Source organism: Microbacterium tenebrionis, from assembly GCF_903645325.1.
GTDB classification, from domain to species: Bacteria; Actinomycetota; Actinomycetes; order Actinomycetales; family Microbacteriaceae; genus Microbacterium; species Microbacterium tenebrionis.
Genome location: NZ_CAHJXQ010000005.1, coordinates 1 through 19,371, shown reverse-complemented (window position 1 = coordinate 19,371; position 19,371 = coordinate 1). Strand labels below are relative to the sequence as shown.

At 69.6% G+C, this 19,371-nt stretch carries 18 protein-coding genes and 2 pseudogenes; 9 read left to right on the top strand and 11 right to left on the bottom strand.

From position 1 onward, the window contains the following. Window positions 1–114: 114 nt before the first annotated feature. Window positions 115–684: a GNAT family N-acetyltransferase gene (locus tag HWX58_RS08935; protein ID WP_175987121.1), complete on the bottom strand. Its 570-nt coding sequence runs from the start codon at window positions 682–684 to the stop codon at window positions 115–117. 97 nt (window positions 685–781) lie between these two features. Between HWX58_RS08935 and HWX58_RS08930 the strand changes: the two genes are divergently transcribed. Next, window positions 782–1,480: a GTP pyrophosphokinase gene (locus HWX58_RS08930; protein WP_175987119.1), complete on the top strand. Its 699-nt coding sequence runs from the start codon at window positions 782–784 to the stop codon at window positions 1,478–1,480. 10 nt (window positions 1,481–1,490) lie between these two features. Here the strand turns inward: HWX58_RS08930 and HWX58_RS08925 are convergent, their stop codons facing one another. After that, window positions 1,491–2,705 carry an amidohydrolase gene (locus tag HWX58_RS08925; protein WP_175987117.1) on the bottom strand — a complete coding sequence of 405 codons (1,215 nt, stop codon included), beginning with the start codon at window positions 2,703–2,705 and terminating at the stop codon, window positions 1,491–1,493. 243 nt (window positions 2,706–2,948) lie between these two features. Here HWX58_RS08925 and HWX58_RS08920 point away from each other — a divergent pair. After that, window positions 2,949–4,046: pseudogene (locus HWX58_RS08920) on the top strand (SulP family inorganic anion transporter); the annotation flags it as partial. A gap of 73 nt (window positions 4,047–4,119) precedes the next feature. Here HWX58_RS08920 and nhaA read toward each other — a convergent pair. The 6 genes and pseudogenes from nhaA to purS form a co-directional block, all read right to left on the bottom strand. Further along, window positions 4,120–5,391, bottom strand: coding sequence for a Na+/H+ antiporter NhaA (gene nhaA, locus HWX58_RS08915; RefSeq protein WP_175987115.1), 1,272 nt, complete (start codon window positions 5,389–5,391; stop codon window positions 4,120–4,122). Window positions 5,392–5,486: 95 nt separating this feature from the next. Beyond that, a complete protein-coding gene (locus tag HWX58_RS08910) occupies window positions 5,487–6,500 on the bottom strand; it encodes a LacI family DNA-binding transcriptional regulator (protein WP_175987113.1) in 1,014 nt (337 codons plus the stop codon). A gap of 11 nt (window positions 6,501–6,511) precedes the next feature. After that, entirely contained in the window at window positions 6,512–8,173 is a 1,662-nt protein-coding gene (locus HWX58_RS08905) for a glycoside hydrolase family 13 protein (protein WP_175987111.1), read from the bottom strand. A 62-nt stretch (window positions 8,174–8,235) separates the two neighbouring features. Continuing rightward, window positions 8,236–9,162, bottom strand: coding sequence for a 2-hydroxyacid dehydrogenase (locus HWX58_RS08900; RefSeq protein WP_175987109.1), 927 nt, complete (start codon window positions 9,160–9,162; stop codon window positions 8,236–8,238). A 101-nt stretch (window positions 9,163–9,263) separates the two neighbouring features. Continuing rightward, a pseudogene (gene purQ, locus HWX58_RS08895) lies at window positions 9,264–9,997 on the bottom strand (phosphoribosylformylglycinamidine synthase subunit PurQ). Next, complete coding sequence (purS, locus tag HWX58_RS08890; RefSeq protein ID WP_175987107.1) at window positions 9,994–10,242, bottom strand: phosphoribosylformylglycinamidine synthase subunit PurS; 249 nt, start codon at window positions 10,240–10,242, stop codon at window positions 9,994–9,996. Before purS ends, purQ begins: the two are co-directional and overlap by 4 nt. Before the next feature lie 201 nt (window positions 10,243–10,443). Here purS and HWX58_RS08885 point away from each other — a divergent pair, with 201 nt between their 5' ends. Beyond that, window positions 10,444–11,190: a MerR family transcriptional regulator gene (locus HWX58_RS08885; RefSeq protein ID WP_175987105.1), complete on the top strand. Its 747-nt coding sequence runs from the start codon at window positions 10,444–10,446 to the stop codon at window positions 11,188–11,190. Window positions 11,191–11,209: 19 nt separating this feature from the next. Here the strand turns inward: HWX58_RS08885 and HWX58_RS08880 are convergent, their stop codons facing one another. Then, the gene (locus HWX58_RS08880) at window positions 11,210–11,740 is read right to left on the bottom strand and encodes an adenine phosphoribosyltransferase (protein WP_250646172.1); all 531 of its coding nucleotides are present in this window, start codon (window positions 11,738–11,740) and stop codon (window positions 11,210–11,212) included. Between the two features lie 91 nt (window positions 11,741–11,831). On the opposite strand from HWX58_RS08880, the gene HWX58_RS08875 reads away from it, so the two are divergent. After that, the gene (locus HWX58_RS08875; protein ID WP_175987100.1) at window positions 11,832–13,256 is read left to right on the top strand and encodes a GH1 family beta-glucosidase; all 1,425 of its coding nucleotides are present in this window, start codon (window positions 11,832–11,834) and stop codon (window positions 13,254–13,256) included. 30 nt (window positions 13,257–13,286) lie between these two features. Continuing rightward, the gene (locus tag HWX58_RS08870; protein WP_175987098.1) at window positions 13,287–14,282 is read left to right on the top strand and encodes a LacI family DNA-binding transcriptional regulator; all 996 of its coding nucleotides are present in this window, start codon (window positions 13,287–13,289) and stop codon (window positions 14,280–14,282) included. Between the two features lie 25 nt (window positions 14,283–14,307). On the opposite strand, the gene HWX58_RS08865 is transcribed toward HWX58_RS08870, so the two are convergent. Together HWX58_RS08865 and HWX58_RS08860 are read right to left on the bottom strand one after the other, a co-directional pair. Continuing rightward, window positions 14,308–15,171 (bottom strand): VOC family protein, encoded by an 864-nt coding sequence (locus HWX58_RS08865; RefSeq protein WP_175987096.1) that lies wholly within the window; start codon window positions 15,169–15,171, stop codon window positions 14,308–14,310. Between the two features lie 34 nt (window positions 15,172–15,205). Further along, window positions 15,206–15,859, bottom strand: coding sequence for a GntR family transcriptional regulator (locus HWX58_RS08860; protein ID WP_227529883.1), 654 nt, complete (start codon window positions 15,857–15,859; stop codon window positions 15,206–15,208). A gap of 128 nt (window positions 15,860–15,987) precedes the next feature. On the opposite strand from HWX58_RS08860, the gene HWX58_RS08855 reads away from it, so the two are divergent. From HWX58_RS08855 to HWX58_RS08840, 4 genes are all read left to right on the top strand, one after another. Next, window positions 15,988–17,262, top strand: a complete 1,275-nt coding sequence (locus HWX58_RS08855) for an NRAMP family divalent metal transporter (protein ID WP_175987094.1) — start codon at window positions 15,988–15,990, stop codon at window positions 17,260–17,262. Between the two features lie 2 nt (window positions 17,263–17,264). Beyond that, window positions 17,265–18,029: a LamB/YcsF family protein gene (locus tag HWX58_RS08850; RefSeq protein WP_175987092.1), complete on the top strand. Its 765-nt coding sequence runs from the start codon at window positions 17,265–17,267 to the stop codon at window positions 18,027–18,029. Further along, complete coding sequence (locus HWX58_RS08845; protein ID WP_438268250.1) at window positions 18,026–18,832, top strand: putative hydro-lyase; 807 nt, start codon at window positions 18,026–18,028, stop codon at window positions 18,830–18,832. The genes HWX58_RS08850 and HWX58_RS08845 overlap by 4 nt, the downstream gene beginning before the upstream one ends. Further along, on the top strand, window positions 18,832–19,371 hold a 540-nt coding region (locus HWX58_RS08840), incomplete at its 3' end, for a 5-oxoprolinase subunit B family protein (RefSeq protein WP_175987090.1). The genes HWX58_RS08845 and HWX58_RS08840, both read left to right, overlap by 1 nt.

Below are 19,371 nucleotides of genomic sequence, written 5' to 3'. Positions count from 1 at the left end.
TCCGGGGTCTGGTCTGTCACGAACGACGAACCTACGCTCGCGGCAGCCGTCCGGACGGCATCCTCACGAAATCCCTACGGCGGCGTGCGCGACCCTCACGCGATCCTCACGGCGTCAGCCGGAGGCCGGCCACTCCTCCGCGAGCAGGCCGTAGTTCATGCCGTCCATCCACTCGCCTGAGCGATGCAGCGCCGTCTTGCGGCTGTGCTCCTCGCGCCGCATCCCGAGGCGTTCCATCATGCGCCAGGACGGCTCGTTGTCGGCGAAGCATCCGGCGTGCACCCGGCGCAGGCCGAGAGCCCCGAAGCACAGGTCGATCACCCCGCGCACCGCCTCTGTCGCGTAGCCCTGGCCGGTGTGCTCGGGTGCGAGCGTCCAGCCGAGCTCCGCCTCGGTGCCCTTCGCCTGCTCGATGACCTCGCGCTGCGCCCAGGCATCGCCGATCCTCAGCATGAGGTCGCCGGTCACCGCGCCGTCCTGCTGCCGCGTGATCAGGAGGGTCGTCGCGAGCCGCTCGGGGTCGAGGTACAGCTCGTCGAAGGCCTCGCGCGTCGCGGGCGCCGGCCCCAGCCAGCGGTTCACCTCGGGCAGGCGCCGGTACTCCCAGATCGTACCGAGGTCGGCGGCGGCGGCCGGCCGGATCTCGAGTCGCTCGGTGTGGAGGGGCCAGAGAGCATCGGTCATGCTGCGATCCTACGAGCGCGGGCGGCGGAAGCGGCATCCTGTCCGCTCGTGCCGAACGCACAGCCCGTTCCGATCACGAACCCGTAACGTCGAAACCATGACGACCATCGAGGTCACCGAAGACTCCGTCCGCCAGACCCGCGAGCTCCGCGACGAGTTCCAGCGCTTCCTCCGGGAATACGAGTTCGGGATGCGGGAGGTCGAGACGAAGATCTCGATCCTGCGCGACGAGTTCCTGCACGACCACGCCTACAACCCGATCGAGCACGTCAAGAGCAGGCTGAAGACGCCCGACAGCATCGTCGAGAAGATCGCGCGCAAGGGCATCGACGAGCCCGACTTCGAGCGCATCCGCGCCGAGATCACCGACATCGCCGGCGTGCGGGTGACCTGCAGCTTCGTCGCCGACGTCTACCAGCTCTTCGAGCTGCTGACCCAGCAGGACGACGTCACGGTCCGCGTCGTCAAGGACTACATCGCTGAGCCCAAGGCCAACGGCTACAAGAGTCTGCACGCGATCATCGAGGTGCCGGTGTTCCTCTCGACCGGGCCATTGCCGGTGCCGGTCGAGGTGCAGTTCCGCACCATAGCGATGGACTTCTGGGCGAGCCTCGAGCACAAGATCTACTACAAGTTCTCCAACCAGGTGCCCTCGCACCTCGTCGAGAGCCTGACCGACGCCGCGGATGCCGCATCCGAGCTCGACGCCCGCATGGAGCGGCTGCACCGCGAGGCGCACGGCGTGCCGCGTCGGCAACTGCCGCCCCCGCCGCCGCCTCGCGTCGTGCAGGTCTAGGGGGTCGTTCTCAGTCCAGGAACTCGCGCACCGCGGTCGCCATCGCCGTCACTCCGACCTCGATCGTGGGGTGCATGACGGGTGCGAAGTACGCCGAGTGATTCGTCGGGATGCTGCTCGACAGCGTCCCCGCGGCTTTCGCCTGCGCGAACACCTCGGGATCCACCCCGCCCCAGAACCAGAACACCAGCGGCACTCCGGCATCACGGGCGAACCACGACACGTCCTCGCTGCCGGTGAACATGCCGGGGTCGATCACGGTGCCTTCGCCGAGCGCGCGCTCCATCGCTGCGGTCACCCGCGCAGTCGCCTCGGCGTCGTTGATGGTCGGCGGCAGGGTGTGCTCGGTGCGGAACTCCGGCTCGCGTTCTGCCCCGGATGCCGCGGCCTCCGCACGCACGACCCGCTCGACCGCCGCGATGATCTGTGCGCGGGCGGCGTCGTCCGGGTAGCGCAGGCTCAGGGCGAGCGTCGCATCCGCGGGGATGATGTTGCTCTTGGTGCCGGCGTGGAACGAGCCGACCGTGACGACGCCGACCTCGCGCGGGTCGAGCTCGCGCGAGGCGATCGTCTGCAGTCGCATCACGGTGGCGGCGGCCATGACCACCGGGTCGATCGTCGTGTGCGGGCGCGAGCCGTGCCCGCCCCGGCCGTGCAGCGTGACGGTGATGCCGTCGGCGGCCGCCATCTGCGGGCCCGGCCGCACGCCGATCACACCGGCCGGCAGGGGAGTGACGTGCTGCCCGAGCACGACATCGGGCTTCGGCAGGCGGTTGAGGAGCCCTGCATCCAGCATCGCCCTGGCGCCGGCGCCGTACTCCTCGGCCGGCTGGATGAGCACGACGAGCGTGCCCGACCAGGCGCTCTGCTCGGCGACCAGGCGTTCGACGGCGCCGATCATGGCCGTCACGTGCATGTCGTGACCGCACGCGTGCATGATCGGCACGGTGTTGCCGTCCGGATCGATGCCGGTCGCGGTGCTCGCGTACGGCAGGCCGGTGAGTTCTTCCACGGGCAGCGCGTCCATGTCGGCGCGCGCCCAGACGACGGGGCCGTCGCCGTTGCGGAGGATGCCGACGACGCCGGTGATGCCCACGCTCTCCTCGACCTCCAGCCCGAGGTCTCGAAGGTGCGAGGCGGCGATGCCGGCCGTCCTGGTCTCCTGGAAGGACAGCTCGGGATGCTGGTGCAGATCGCGGTACAGCGCGTCGAGGTCGATGCTCATGGGGCCGAGCCTAGCTGTGTGCGTACGTCTCCAGCGCGGGGCCCGGCTTCAGCACGGCGTTGACGATCGCGCGGATCGCGAACTGGCTCGTCTCGCTACAGTTGACCTGCCCCACTCGGAGCATTCCCCCGGTTCGAAAGGTCACCGAGTCCGCATGAGCATCCTCGACGACCGTGCCCGTTACCTGTCGAACCCCACCGTCCTCACCGCGCTGAAGAGCCCCCGCATCTGACCCCCGAGGTGTTCGTCAACGCGCTGGCGATCTTCGTGTTCAGCTCGCAGGTGCCGCACCTGTTGGGCGTGCCGTGGCTGGTGTATCCGCTCGTCGCGCTCGGCATCATCGTGATGATCGTCATGCCGCGCATCACGAGAGTGGTTCCTGCACCGCTGGTTTCGGTGATCATCGTGACCGCTGTCGTCATCGTTCTCGCCATCCAGGTGCCGACGGTCGGCGACCAGGGCGAGCTTCCGCGGAGCCTCCCCGAGCTGTTCATCCCGAACGTGCCGTTCACGTGGGAGACGTTCACGATCATCGCGCCGTTCGCGCTCGCGATGGCGGTCGTCGGGCTCATGGAGTCGCTGCTGACCGCCAAGCTCGTCGACGAGATCACCGACACCCACTCGAGCAAGACCCGCGAGGCCTGGGCGCAGGGCGCGGCCAACATCCTGTCGGGCATCTTCGGCGGCATGGGCGGATGCGCCGTGATCGGGCAGACGATGATCAACGTCAAGGAATCCGGCGCGCGCACCCGCATCTCGACGTTCTTCGCGGGGGTCTTCCTGTTCCTGCTCGTGGTCGCCTTCGGCGACTTCGTCGCGACGATCCCGATGGCCGCGCTCGTCGCCGTGATGATCATGGTCGCGATCGGGGCGTTCGACTGGCACAGCATCCGCCCGTCCACGCTGAAGCGGATGCCGAAGAGCGAGACCGCGGTCATGGTGCTGACTGTGCTCGCCGTGGTCATCACCCTCAATCTGGCGATCGGGGTCGTGGCTGGAGTGATCGCGGCATCCGTCCTGTTCGTGAGGCGCGTGGCGCGCTTCGCGACCGTCACGCGCACGGTGACGGCCGATGCTGCGCACTACGCCGTCGACGGCGAGTTGTTCTTCGCTTCCAGCAACGACCTCACGACCCAGTTCGAGTACAGCACCGACCCGGACCACGTCGTGATCGACCTGTCGCGTTCGCACGTGTGGGATGCGTCGACGGTCGCCGCGCTCGACGCCATCGAGACCAAGTACGTGCGGCACGGCAAAACGGTCGAGCTCATCGGACTCAACGAGCCGAGCGGCCGCTTCCACGGACGGCTCAGCGGGGGGCGGGGGGTTCCGCCGGCCTGACCGGCGACATCATCTGAGATCAGGAGGGGTGCCCCGGATCAGGATCCTTCGCGCCGAATCATCCTGATCTCGGTCAACTGTCCTGATTCCGGTGCCGCCGGTACCGCCGGTTGCGTGCGCCCAGCAGGACGGACGCCAGGGCGGCGGCCACCACGGATGCCGTGAGTACCGCGACCTTGGCATGATCGGCCGCCGCGCTGCCCGCGGCGAAGCTGAGCTCGGCCACCAGCAGCGACACCGTGAATCCGATCCCGGCGAGGATGCCGACCCCGGCGATGTCGATCCAGCGCAGTGCCGGGTCGAGGTCGATCCGCCGAATGCGGGTGATGATCCATGTCGCGGCTGTGATCCCGAGCGGCTTGCCGACCACGAGCGCGACGATGATGCCGATGACGATCGGGTCGGAGAACGCGGAGGCGAACCCGTCCGCACCGCCGACCGCGACGCCGGCCGAGAAGAACGCGAACACCGGCACGGCGAACCCGGCCGACAGCGGACGGAACCGGTGCTCGAACTCCTCGGCGAGGCCGGGCCCGGCATCCTCGCCGCGGTCGGCTCTGCGGTGCAGCACGGGCACCGTGAATCCGAGCAGCACGCCGGCGATCGTCGCGTGGATGCCGGAGGCGTGCAGCAGCGCCCACGCGACGAGCCCGATCGGAAGCAGGATGAACCAGGCCGCGGTGGGGCGCAGCCGGAAGAAGCGGCGGTACAGCTGCGCGATCGTGCCGTAGACGGCGATCACTCCGAGCGCGAGCAGGAGCGGGACGACCTCGACCGTCTCGGTGTAGAAGATCGCGATGATCCCGATCGCGATGAGGTCGTCGACCACGGCGAGGGTGAGCAGGAAGATCCGCAGGGCGCTGGGCAGGTGCGAGCCGATCACGGCGAGCACGGCGACGGCGAAGGCGATGTCGGTCGCGGTCGGGATCGCCCATCCGCGGGATGCCTCAGCGGAGCCGGCCGTGACGGCCAGGTAGATCAGGGCGGGCACGGCGACACCGCCGACGGCGGCGACGATCGGCACGACCGCCGTACTGAAACGGCGCAGGTCACCGCTGACGAACTCGCGCTTGAGCTCGAGACCGACGAGGAAGAAGAAGATCGCCAGCAGACCGTCCGCCGCCCAGGCCCCGATGCTCAGGCTCAGGTGCCAGGGCTCGTATCCGACTTCGAAGTCACGGACCGCGAAGTACGTCTCGGCCCATGGCGAGTTCGCCCAGACCAGCGCGACGACGGCGCAGGCGACGAGCAGGATGCCGCCGACGGTCTCCTTGCGGAGGATCTCGCCGATGCGGATCGACTCCGAGGCGGAGGACGAGGGGAACAAGGAGCGGATGCGCGACATGGGCGCCTTTCGGGTCGACAGCAGTACATGTCGACCAGGCTTCCCGACGCTCCGCGGACCAGTTTAGCGTGGGAGCTGTGCGGCTTCGACTCCGTTCAGGCCTTCGGAAGCCGGGCCGTCGTGCCGCGGACGATGAGCTCGAAGGGCAGCTCGCCGTGCGCGGTGGGCTCGTCGCTCGACTCGAGCTTGGCCAGTACGGCATCCGCCGCCCGCTCGCCCTGCGCTAGCGGGAACTGGTCGACGGTCGTCAGACGGAAGAACTCGCCGAGCTCGTGGCCGTCGATCCCGACGACCGAGAGGTCCTCCGGCACCCGGTAGCCGAGGTCGCGCGCCGCGAGCACGGCGCCGATCGCCATCTCATCGGATGCCGCGAACACCGCGGTCGGCCGTGGACCGGGCCGTCCGAGCAGCTGCTTGGCAGCCCGGTAGCCGCCATCGACCGTGAAGTCGGCGGGTTCGAGGTAGGCCGGGTTCGGCGCGATGCCGGCGTCCGCCAGCGCCTGCTCGAATCCGAGCCGGCGGTTGGTGGGGATGTGGAAGTCGATGTCGAACTCGGGGTTCGCGCCGATGTGGGCGATCTCGGTGTGCCCGAGCCCGAGCAGGTGCTCGGTGGCCAGGCGTGCGAGGGCGACGTCGTCCATGGACAGCGTGTCCAGGGCCGGGTTCGGCCCTCCGATCGCGATGACCGGCAGGTCGAGTGCCAGCAGGTGCTCCGTCTCGTCCTCGTCGAGCTCGATCGCCACGGCGATCACGGCATCGACCCGTTGGCGGCGCAGGGCCGTCTCGAACACGTCCTTGCGGGCGTCGCTGTCGGCGGTGATGTTGTACAGGGTGATGTCGTAACCGTGCTTCATGAGGGCGCTGGAGACCCCGGAGAGCACCATGCTGAAGAACCACCGGTCGAGGTACGGGACGATCACGCCGATGTTGCGCGTGCGGCCCGAGGCGAGGCTCGACGCGCGGGAGGAGACGACGTAGCCGAGCTCCTGCGCGGCGAGCAGCACCTTCTCGCGTGACGCCGCCGAGACGTAGCCGCGACCGCTGAGGGCGCGGGAGACCGTGGCCGTGGACAGCCCGGCCTTCCGCGCGACCTCATCGATGCTCACCATCTGGCGTCTGCTCAGGCCTTCGTGTACCAGACGGCGTGGTCGGTCGGCAACGCGGTGCCCTCGAACGGCTGGCTCTGCACGACGAAGGAGACGCCCTCGCCGAGCTCGAGCGGCTCTGCGCCGAGGTTCATGGCCACGTGCAGGTCGCCGCGACGGAACGCGACCGCGTTCTCGCCGAGGTCCTCCCACACGAGCGACCCGGTGCCGAGTTCGCGCTCGCGGCGCAGGGTCAGCAGCCGCTTGTACAGGTTGAGGGTGGATGCGGCATCCCCCTCTTCGGCGTCGCGCGCGAACAACGCCCACTCGGCCGGCTGCGGCAGCCACGAGGCGCCCGTGGGGCTGAAGCCGAAGGCGGGGGCGTCCGCCTCCCAGGGCAGCGGCACGCGGCATCCGTCGCGGCCGTAGCGCTCGCCGTTCGTGCGGAACCAGGTCGGGTCCTGACGGAATTCGTCGGGGATCTCCATGGCCTCGGGGAGTCCGAGCTCCTCGCCCTGGTACAGGTACGACGAACCGGGCAGCGCCAGCATGACGGTCGTCGCCGCACGGGCGCGCGCGAGACCGGTCGCCTGGTCGGGCTTGCCCTGGGACTTCGGCCCGATGCCGTCGCCCTGCGGGCTGTCGGCGGTCAGCGCCAGCCGCGAGGCATGGCGGATCACGTCGTGGTTCGACAGCACCCAGGTGCTCGGGGCTCCGACACCGCCGAACTCGTCGAGCGACTCGCGGATGATGTCGCGGATCTTCTCGGCATCCCACTCGGTCATCATGTACGGGAAGTTGAACGTCTGGTGCATCTCGTCGGGGCGCACCCACAGCGCCGTCTTCTTCAGCGTCGGCAGCCACGCCTCACCGCACAGCGCGCGGTCGCCGTCGTATTCGGCGAGCACCTCGTGCCAGTCGCGGTAGATGTCGTGCACGCCGTCCTGACCCCAGTACGGCACGTCGTCCTCGCCGCCGCCCATCGAGTCGGCATCGGCCGGGGGCGTGTAGTCGGGCAGGCCGTCCTTCTTGATCATGCCGTGCGCCACGTCGACGCGGAAGCCGTCGACGCCACGATCGAGCCAGAAGCGCAGGATGCCGCGGAACTCCTCGCGGACCTCGTCGTTCGTCCAGTCGAAGTCGGGCTGGGAGACATCGAAGATGTGCAGGTACCACTGGCCAGGGCTGCCGTCGGGCTCGGTGATGCGGGTCCATTGGCCGCCGCCGAAGACGCTCTCCCAGTTGTTCGGAGGCAGCTCGCCGTTCTCGCCCTTGCCGTCGCGGAAGATGTAGCGGGCGCGCTCGGGGCTGCCGGGGGCCGCCTTCAGCGCCTGCTGGAACCAGGCGTGCTGGTCGGAGGAGTGATTGGGGACGAGGTCGACGATGACGCGGATGCCGCGGGCGTGGGCCTGCGCGAGCATCTCGTCGAAGTCGGCCAGGGTGCCGAAGATCGGGTCGACGTCGCGGTAGTCGGCGACGTCGTAACCGGCGTCCTTCTGCGGGCTCGTCATGAACGGGCTCAGCCAGATCGCGTCGATGCCGAGGTCCTTCAGCGCGTCCAGGCGGCTGGTGATGCCGGGCAGGTCGCCGATGCCGTCGCCGGAGGCATCGGCGAAGGAGCGGGGGTAGATCTGGTAGATGACGGCGCTGCGCCACCACTCGGAACCGGGGGCTGCGAACTGTTCGAGCTCTGTCATGGCTCGAGCCTACGGCAAGCGCTTACAGACGCGCTACCGTGCGGATCGAATCGGTTCGATGTTCAGCCGTCGATGACGATGTTCGCGGGGGTCTCGCCGCGCAGCATCCGCTCGATCTGCTTGCGGATCAGGCGCGTGATCCGCGGATTCATGGCGGTGGATGCCCCACCGACGTGCGGCGCGATGAGGACTCCGGGTGTGCTCCACAGCGGATGCTCCGCCGGCAGCGGCTCGGGGTCGAGCACGTCCAGTGCGGCGCGGATGCGACCCTGCTGGCGGGCGAGCGCGTCGTTGTCGACCAGCGTGCCGCGGCCGACGTTGACCAGCAGCGCGCCGTCGGCCATGCGGCCGAGCATCCCGTCGTCGAACAGGTGGCGGGTCTCGGGTCCGCCGGGGAGGGCGAGGATGACGATCTCGGCATCGGGCAGCAGCGCCGGGAGCTCATCGATCGCGTGCACCTGCACGCGCCCCAGTCGCTCGTGCCAGACCGGCCTCGCGGTCCGGGCCACGACGGTCATGTCGACCTCGAAGGGCTCCAGGCGCATCGCGATCGCCTCGCCGACGCCGCCGAAGCCGACCAGCAGCACCTTGCGATCCGCGAGGCTCTCGGCGAACACCGGCGACCACTGGCCGCTCTGCTGAGCGAGCACGAACCGGGGGAGCTGACGCTGCGCGGCGAGCGTGAGGGCGAGCGCGAGCTCTGCCGTCGAGGTCTCGTGCACGCTCGCGGCGTTCGCGAACGGGATGCCGGCGGGCAGGGTGTCCTCGACGCCGTCGTAGCCGATGGACTGGCTCTGCACGAGACCGATGTCGAGGCCGGCGAGAGCGCCGAGAGCCTTCGTGCCGCCCATGTACGGACCGACCACGAGGTCGATGCGCTCGCGCGGGGCGGGGAACTCGAGATCCCAGATCTCGAGCTCGACCCCCTCGGGGAGGGTGCCGAGGTCCTCGGCCAGCCGAGCTGTGGGTACGGTGACGAAGAGTCTCACCCTTCGACCCTATCGACCGCAGTGGGTGCTCGCCGGAGCATCCGCCATCGCCTGGCACTTCTACGATGGGTCGTTCTTCCTCGGCTCGGTCTGAGCGGGATCTACGCCGCGACGCGGGCGACGGCGGCGATGGCGCTCGCGAAGAAGCCGAGGCCGTCGGTGCCGGAGCGCATGGCCGCCGACGTGTCGGGGCCGGCCCGGCTCCGTGGCGTGCTCCGGATGCGGCATGAGGCCCACGACGTTGCCCGCCTCGTTCGTGACGCCGGCGATGTCGCGCGCCGACCGTTCGGTTGACCCCGGCGTAGCGGAAGGCCACCAGCCCCTCGCCCTCGAGCCGGTCGAGCGTCTCGTCGTCGGCGATGTAGCCGCCCTCGCCGTTCTTCAGGGGGATGACGATCTCCTGACCCGTCTTGAACGTATTGGTCCACGCGGTGTCGGAGTTCGCGACCGTGAGCTTCTGATCGCGTCGCACGAAGTGCTGGTGATCGTTGCGGATGAGTCCGCCGGGCAGCAGGTGCGCCTCGACGAGCATCTGGAAGCCGTTGCAGATGCCGAGCACGGGCATGCCCTTCGCGGCGGCATCCTTCACCTCGGCCATGATCGGCGAGAGCGCGGCGATCGCGCCCGAGCGCAGGTAGTCTCCGTAGCTGAATCCACCGGGCAGCACCAGTGCGTCGACGCCCTCGAGGTCGTGCGAGCCGTGCCACAGGGCGACCGGTTCGGCGCCGGCAAGGCGGACGGCGCGCTGCGCGTCACGATCGTCGAGCGATCCCGGCCAGGTGATGACCCCGATGCGGACGGTCCTCTTGCCGGTCGCGGCCGTTCCTTGCGTCACTGGACGACCTCGATGCCCACGACGTCCTCGATGACCGAGTTCGACAGGACGTCGCCGGCGACCTTCTCGGCCGCGGCGAGCACCTCGTCGGTCACCTCGCCGTCGACCGTGAGCTCGAAGCGCTTGCCGATGCGGACGTCGCTGAAGTCCGTGACGCCCAGGCGCGCGAACGCACCGGAGACGGCCTTCCCCTGCGGGTCGAGCAGTTCGGACTTGGGCATGACGTCGACGACGATGGTGGGCATGAACGGCTCCGGATGTCGCGGGATGGCGGGCGGGCTCAGTCTATCGCCCAGGCTGCGGGGCCGATGCCGGGAGAGGCTGCCCGGGCGGACGTTGGAACCCCCCGGTCATCCGCCCAGGCGCGTCGAGAGCGATGCTCATCGACGATCCCGCACCCTGTTCCCCAGCGGCGAGGGTGTCCCTGCACAAGGCAGGCTAGAGTCTTGGCACAGATCTCGCACCGTGGAGAGTGGTGGGGCCCGCCGCTCTCCAACGGTCGGATCGGGGGAGGAAGCATGAAGCTCAGCGAGCTCTCGGCTCAGAGCGGGGTCAGCACGACGACGCTGAAGCACTGGATGCGGGTCGGCATCCTGCCTGCGGGCACGCTGCGCAATCGCACCACGGCCGTCTACGAGCAGAGTCACGTCGACCGGGCGCTGCTGATCGCGGTGATGCGCGACTCGTACGCAGCATCCACCGCGGCCATCCGCGCGCTCACCGACCTCATCGACTCGGACGGGGTCTCGACGCTGGAGGTGATGAACGCCTGCCAGTCGTTCGCGCTGGGGACTCCGAGAGGATCCGAGACCGACCCCGGACTGGCGGCGTACCGCGAGCGCACGTACGAGCTGATGCGGCGGCGGGACTGGCGCGGCTACCCAGGGGCCGCCGAACGGGGTCTCGCCCACGCGCTCGCGCAGGCCGCCGAGGTGGGCCTCGACTACGACGTCGACGAGCTCATGCAGTACGCCGACGCGCTCGAGCCCTTCGCCGGTCGCAACATCGCAGCCCTCCAGCCGGACGGATCTCCGGACGTGGTCGCCCGGCGGATGCTCCTGGCCGTCAACGCCCGAGCCCGGCAGCTCGTCGCCGTGAGCAGTCTCGCGCATGCGGCGATGTCGATCCGAACCGCGATCGAGCTCGGCGTCGCGCCGCCGGATCTCGCGAAGCCGCCCGCCGCCGGACGCTGAGGCGGCGAGGCCGGACTCCTCAGGAGTGGAAGACCGTGTGCAGGTCGCCGATCGCGTCGCGTCCGCCGAGCCCGTCGATCTCGAACAGCACCGAGATGCCCGTGACGTGAGAGCCCAGCCTTTCGACGAGTTCGCGTCCGGCGGCGAGGGTTCCGCCCGTGGCGAGCACGTCGTCGATGAGCAGGACGCGTGATCCGGCCGGGAGGTCGTCGTGCATCTCGATCGTCGCAGTGCCGTACTCGAGCGCGTAGTCGACGGATGCCGCGGGGCGCGGCAGCTTTCCCGCCTTGCGGATCGGTATGAGCCCGACACCGGCGACGATCGCGGCGGCGCCGGCGATGAGGAAACCGCGCGCCTCGATGCCGGCGATGACGTCGAACTGCCCGGCGAACGGCTCGACGATCGCGTCGGTGGTCGCCCGGAGCGCCTCGGCGTCGGCGAGCAGCGGCGTGATGTCGCGGAACAGGATGCCGGGCTCCGGGTAGTCGGGGATGCTGCGGATCAGCGATTCGGCGCGGGCGAGAGCAGGTGATAGCGCGGAGGAGGGCACGGAGCAAGGGTACTCGTCATGCGGTGGACAACAGCCTCTTGACAATTCTGGGAGCGCTCCCATAGATTGATGCGAACAAAGGATGACCCCTATGACGTCTCGGCCGTTCCCGGATCCGTTCCTCTTCGGTGCGGCGACCGCCGCCTATCAGATCGAGGGGGCGGCCTTCGAAGACGGGCGCACGGCTTCGATCTGGGATGCCTTCTCCCGCGTGCCCGGAGCGGTCATCGGCGGCGACAACGGCGACCTCGCGTGCGACCACTACCACCGCTACCGGGACGACGTCGCGCTCATGCGCGAGCTGGGGCTGCAGACGTACCGCTTCTCGACGTCCTGGTCGCGGGTGCGCCCGGACGGCGGCGCGGTGAACGCGAAGGGCATCGACTTCTACAGCCGCCTCGTGGACGAGCTGCTCGGCGCCGGCATCCTGCCCTGGCTGACGCTCTACCACTGGGACATGCCGCAGGCGCTCGAGGAGGACGGCGGCTGGACGAACCGCGATGTCGTCTGGAGGTTCCTCGACTACGCCGGAGCCGTGCACGACGCGCTCGGCGACCGCGTGAACGTGTGGACGACCCTCAACGAACCATGGTGCTCGTCGTTCCTCTCGTACACCGGCGGTGAGCACGCCCCGGGACGGATGAGCATCGCCGACGGTCTGCTCGCCGCGCACCACCAGCTGCTCGCGCACGGCGAGACGATCCGCGAGCTCCGCGGGCGCGATGCGGGCCTGAACCTCGGCATCACCCTGAACCACACGGTCGCCGACGCGGCCGACCCGCAGAATCCAGCGGATGCGGATGCCGCGCGCCGGGTCGACGGGCAGTTCAACCGCTGGTTCCTCGACCCCATCCACCGCAGCGAGTACCCGGCCGACATCGTCGAGGACATCCGCGCGGTCGACGCCGAGGCGGTCGCCCGCTTCGAGGCGGCGGTGCACGACGGCGACCTCGCGACCATCTCGCAGCGCATCGACACGCAGGGCGTGAACTACTATCACGGCGACCTCCTGTCGGGCACGGCGCCGGAGCATCCGCCCGTCTCCGGTGCACCGGCGACGACGCGGAACGGGCGCAGCCCCTACCCCTCGGACGCCGGTATCCATGCGGTCGAGCGCGGGCTCGCGCGCACCGCGCAGAACTGGGAGATCCAGCCTGAAGGGCTCACGCGCCTCCTGCGCCGGCTCTCCGACGAGTACACCGGCGAGCGCGGTGTGGCGCTGTACGTGACCGAGAACGGCGCCGCGTTCGACGACGTCGTGGATGCCGACGGCCGCATCCGCGATGCGGATCGCGCGGAGTACGTGCGTGCGCACCTCGGCGCGGTGCTGGATGCCGTGGACGCCGGCGTGGACGTGCGGGGCTTCTTCTACTGGTCGCTCATGGACAACTTCGAGTGGGCGTGGGGGTACGACAAGCGCTTCGGCATCGTCCGCGTCGACTACGACACCCAGCAGCGCACGGTGAAGGACAGCGGTCGCGAGTACGCTCGGATCATCGCCGCACGATCCCTCTGACCGCCGGGAGCGGCGGCAGAAGGGAGCATCGTGGCTTCACGCGCGACGATCGAACAGGTGGCCGCCGCGGCCGGGGTCTCCCGGTCGACGGTTTCGCGCGTCGTGAACGGCTCCGCCGCGGTCAGCCCCGAGGCGCTGCACGCCGTGCAGTCGGCGATCGCCGAGCTCAACTACGTCCCGAACAGGGCGGCGCGCTCGCTCGCCTCCCGGCAGACGCACGCGATCGCGCTGATCGTTCCCGAGGACACCACGCGCTTCTTCGGCGACCCGTTCTTCGCGTCGATCGTGGCCGGGATCACGGGTGCGCTGGGCGGTTCGGATTATCTGCTCAATCTGCTGATCGCGACCGACGACCCCGGTGACAAGATGACGAGCTTCGTGCGCAACGGCGGGGTCGACGGGGCGCTGATCGTCTCGCACCACACCAGTGACGCGTTCGTCGAGCGCATCGCCGACGCCGTCCCGGTGGTCTGGGGCGGCCGGCCGCTGCACCAACGGCCCAGTGAGTACGTCGTCGACGTCGACAACGCCTCGGCCGCGCGCTCGGCCACGCAGCACCTCATCGACACCGGTCGCAAGCGCATCGCGACCATCGCGGGCCCGCGGACGATGCTCGCCTCGGTCGATCGGCTCCAGGGGTTTCGATCGGCGCTCGCGGATGCCGGGCTCGAGCCGTTCGCCGAGACGGCGGGCGACTACAGCGAGGCCAGCGGGGCGGAGGCGGCCAGGCGTCTGCTGGCCGCAGGACGGCCGGATGCGATCTTCGCCGCCGGCGACCTCATGGCGCGCGGCGCGCTGCGGATGCTCAGCGCCAAGGGGGTGCGCGTTCCCGACGATGTGGCGATCGTGGGCTTCGACGACTCGCAGGTCGCCCTGAGCACCGATCCGCAGCTGACGACGGTCAGGCAGCCGATGTACGCGATGGGCAAGACGATGGCAGGGGTTCTGCTGTCGCGCCTGGCCGGCAACGAGCCGCCCGAGGTCACGATCCTGCCGACCGAGCTGGTGGTGCGCGGATCGGCGTGAGCGGCGCGCCGTCGCGCGGCGGCGCCTACGCGGCCAGCTGCGCCTTGAGGGTGTTGTTCCACGGGTCCTGGAAGGTCAGCGTCCGCCCGTCGTCGGCGACCTGCGTGCCGAAGTGCGTCAGACGCTCGCCGAGCTCGCCGAGCGCGTCGGCATCCGGCAGGGCGAGGTCGACCTGGCCGAGGCCGAGCGCGGGCATGCGGGGCCCTGCGCCGCGCGAGTTCCAGACGTTCATCGCCATGTGGTGGTGGTAGCCGCCGGCGCTGACGAACAGAGCCTGCTCGCCCAGGGATGCCGTGGTGTCGAACCCGAGCCGGCGGACGTAGAAGTCGCGGGCGGTCGCGACGTCGCCGACCGACAGGTGCACGTGGCCGATGCGTGCGGCGTCGGACGCCGTGGCGCCGGCCGCAGCCTGCTCCGTCAGATGCTCCTGCAGGAAGGTGTTCGGATCCAGGTACAGCGTGGCCATCTCGACCTGGCCGTGCGTCCACGACCACTCCGTGCGGTCGCGGTCCCAGTACAGCTCGATGCCGTTGCCCTCGGGGTCGTTCAGGTAGAACGCCTGGCTGACGAGGTGGTCGGCGCTGCCCGTGAACAGCTGCGGCGCGCGCTGCGCGACCGAGAGCAGGGCGGAGGCCAGCGCTGCCTGCTTCTCGAACAGGATCGCCGTGTGGAACAGGCCGGCCGAGCCGCGCGCCGCATGCTGGAGGCCGGGCGAGTGGTGCAGCACGACCAGCGGCACGCCGGCCCGCCCGAGCGTCACGGCGTCGCCCTCGGCGCCGAGCACCTGCAGGGTGATGACGTCGCGGTAGAAGGCTGTCATGGCGTCGAGATCGGCGACGTAGAGGGTGACGGCACCCATCGTAGTTGCCGCGGCAAGCTTCTCGTTCATGACTGGTGAAACGCCTCCGGTCGCGATCTATTCCCTAGCTCCGGCCCATCCGGGCGAAAGCGCCCAGCACGAGTCGCTCGGACTGGATCAGGTAGTCCTCGAGCGCGTCGGCAGCAGCGGCCGGACCCGTGCTGAGCAGGGCATCCAGGACGATCCGGTTGCGCCGGACGAACGGCTCGTGCAGCGCCCTCGGGTCGTCGATCTCGAGGAAGACGAGTCGCAGCTCTGCGGCCAGGTTGCGATAGGTGCGCGCCAGGCGCGGACTGTCGGCGAGATCGATGATCGCCACGTGGAAGGCCATGTTGGCGCTGCCGACGCGCTGCCACTGCTCCTTGGGCAGCCACCGCTCCGACTCGGCGAGCGCGTCGCGCATGCGCTGCACGGCAGGGTGCTCCGGTTCGCACTCGCGCAGCACCGTGCACTCGATCGTGCGCCGCGCTCGGTAGATGTCGATGACGTCGCCGATCGTGGGGGCGGCGACCGAGACGCCGCGGTGCGGTGCGTGGTCGAGCAGCCCCTGCTCCGCGAGCACGCGGAAGGCCTCGCGCACGGTGTTGCGGGAGACCTCGAACCGCTCCGACAGCATCGCCTCGGACAGCTTCGATCCCGGCGCGAATTCGCCGTCGATGATGCTCTGCCGGAGCGAGTCGGCCAGCACGCCCTGCTGGATCAGGCCCTGTTGGATCACGCCTTCATGTTAGGCGTCTGCGACCTGGTCGTAGCATCCCCGAAACAAAGTTGTAGAACAATCAGACCCTGAAGTGTTCTACACTCGGTGTCACTCGACACCCAACAACGACGATGGGAACCCCCTCCATGCCTGAGCACACGCAATCAGAGCAGTCTCAGACCGACGCGAAGCTCGTGGCCGTGAAGAAGCGCGCAGGTCGCAGCGCCGTCATCGGCGCGATCTTCCTGATGGCCACCAGCGCCATCGGCCCCGGCTTCATCACCCAGACCGCCACCTTCACCGCCACGATGGGCGCGGCGTTCGCGTTCGCCATCCTCATCTCGGTGCTCGTCGACATCGCCGTGCAGCTGAACATCTGGCGGATGATCACCTCTTCGGGCAAGCGCGCAGGCGAACTGGCCAACGCCGCGATCCCGTTCTCGGGCCACGTCATCGCGATCCTCGTCGTCATCGGCGGCCTCGCCTTCAACATCGGCAACATCGCCGGCGGCGGGCTGGGCCTCAACGCCCTCCTCGGCATCGACGCCAAGTGGGGCGGACTGCTCACCGGCGCCCTGGCGATCATCATCTTCCTCATCAAGAAGGCCGGGAAGGTGATGGACATCGTCCTCGTCGTCCTCGGCGTCGGCATGATCGTGATGACGGTGATCGTCGCGATCATGTCGCAGCCGCCGATCGGCGACGCGCTGCGGCAGACCTTCGTGCCCGACACCCTGAACTTCGCCACCATCACCACGATCGTCGGCGGCACCGTCGGCGGGTACATCACCTACTCGGGTGCGCACCGCTACCTCGACTCCGGTCACACGGGCCCCGAGCACGCCGGCCCCGTCATGCGCGCCGCGGCCAACGGCATCCTCGTGACCGGCATCATGCGCTACGTGCTGTTCCTCGCGATCCTCGGTGTCGTGGCATCCGGCGTCGCCCTCGACCTCACGACGCAGGCCGCCAACCCGGCGGGTCAGGCGTTCGGCATCGTCCTCGGCGAGGCGGGTCTGCGGATCTTCGGCGCGATCTTCTGGGCAGCCGCCATCAGCTCGGTGATCGGCGCCGCCTACACCTCGGCGACGTTCCTCTCGACATTCCACAAGCGGTTCCTGGGCGGCTGGTCGCTGCAGTGGGCGACGATCGGCTTCATCATCGTCTCGCTGATCATCTATCTGCTGATCGGCACAGCGCCCGCAGCGATCCTCGTGTTCGTCGGCGGCTTCAACGGCCTGATCCTGCCGATCGGCCTCACGGTGTTCATGTACATCGGGTGGTTCCGCCGCGACTTGCTCGGCACCCGCAAGTACCCGCTGTGGCTGCTCATCGCCGGCACCCTGGTGACCCTTCTGACCTGGTACATGGGTATCGTCTCGGTCGGACCCATCTTCGCCTTCCTCGGAACGGGGGCCTGACCATGGCAGTGATCGACCTGAACTCCGACCTCGGTGAGAACGTCGCCGACCGCGTCGTCAGCGACGACGCGGCGATGCTCGAGATCGTCACGAGCGCGAACGTATCGTGCGGCTTCCACGCGGGGAGCCCCGAAGGCATCCGCGAGACACTCGCCGCAGCCGTGCAGCGCGGCGTCGTGATCGGCGCCCACCCCGGCTACCGCGACTACGAGAACTTCGGCCGCACCAACGTCGAGATCGATTCGCCGACGCTGCAGGCGCACGTCGAGTACCAGCTCGGCGCGCTGATCGGACTCGCCTCCGCTGTCGGGGGACGCGTGGCCTACGTGAAGCCGCACGGCGCGCTGTACAACACGATCGCCCGCGACGAGCGGCAGTCGGCCGATGTCGTCGCGGCCATCAAGGCGATCGATCCGAACCTCGTGCTGCTCGGGCTTGCGGGCGGCGTCGTGCTCGAGGTCGCATCCCGCGCCGGCCTGCAGGTCGCCGCCGAGGCGTTCGCCGACCGCGCCTACCAGCCTGACGGTCAGCTCGTCTCGCGCGCCCAGGACGGGGCCGTGCTGCACGACCCGGCCGCGGTCGCCGAGCGCATGGTGCGGCTTGCGGACCAGGGCGTGATCCGCGCGATCGACGGCACCGACGTGCGCGTCGACGCGCAGTCGATCTGCGTGCACGGCGACAGCCCCGGGTCGATCGCGATGGCGGCCGAGACGAAGCGGATGCTGCAGGACGCCGGCATCACGATCGCGCCGTTTGCGGGGGCGTGAGCGTGGCCGTGCTCGCGTCCGCCGATCAGCTCGCCTCCGCGCGGGCAGCCCGCGCCGCATACCGTTCCGGTGTCTCGGAGCCCACCAGCGGCATCGCCGCAGGCCTCACGCAGGCGAACCTCATCGCGGTGCCGGCGGACTGGGCCTACGAGACGCTGCTGTACGCGCAGCGCAACCCGAAGCCGTGTCCGGTGCTCGAGGTCATCGAGGCGGGACAGGTCGAGTCCGCGCTCGCGCCGGGGAGCGACATCCGCACCGACATCGGGCGGTACCGCATCTGGCGGGACGGTGAGCTCGTCAGCGAGCAGAACGATGCACGCGACGCGTGGGAGGAGCATCCCGATCTCGTCGCGTTCCTCATCGGCTGCAGCTTCACGTTCGAGACGGGGCTGGTGGATGCCGGCATCCCGATCCGTCACCAGGAGCTCGGGCGCAATGTGCCGATGTACCGCACGAACATCGACTGCACCCCCGCCGGACGCCTGCGGGGCGAGATGGTCGTCTCGATGCGGCCGATCCCCGCGGGGCGGGTGGCGGATGCCGTGCAGATCTCGGGTCGCACCCCGGCTGTGCACGGCGCGCCCGTGCATATCGGCGACCCGGCCTCGCTCGGGATCGCCGACCTGGCGCGGCCGGACTTCGGCGACGCCCCCGAGGTGCGCGACGGCGAGATCCCCGTGTTCTGGGCCTGCGGCGTCACCCCGCAGGCGGCGATCATGGCGTCCAAGCCCCCGTTCGCGGTGACCCACGCGCCGGGATACATGTTCATCACCGACGTGCCCGATGCGGAGTACATCGTCTGATGCGCATCCTCACGGCATCCGACCGGTCACTCCTCGTCGAGGCGGCCGATCTCGACGAGGCGATGCGCTTGAACCTCGCGTGGGACGGCACGCCCGGCGTCGTCGAGCGCATTCCCGGCGCTCGGACCGTCCTCGTCAGGTTCGACCCGGTGCGCACGACAGCTGCCTCCCTGGCGGCGGTGCTCTCGGCGACGGTCGTGGATGCCGAGCACGTGCCGCACACCAGCGCAGTCACCATTCCGGTGCAGTACGACGGCGAAGACCTCGCCGAGGCCGCGGCGCTCCTGGGCGTCTCGGCGGAAGAGCTCGTGAACCGGCACCTCGCCGCGCACTGGCAGGTCGCGTTCTCGGGCTTCGCCCCCGGGTTCGGGTACGTCGTCGGCAATGATCCGCTGTTCGACGTGCCGCGCCGGTCGTCACCGCGCACGCGCGTGCCCGCAGGGTCGGTCGCGCTCGCCGGAGCCTTCACGGGCGTGTACCCGCGCGAGAGCCCCGGCGGCTGGCAGCTCATCGGACGCACGGATGCCGTCATGTGGGAC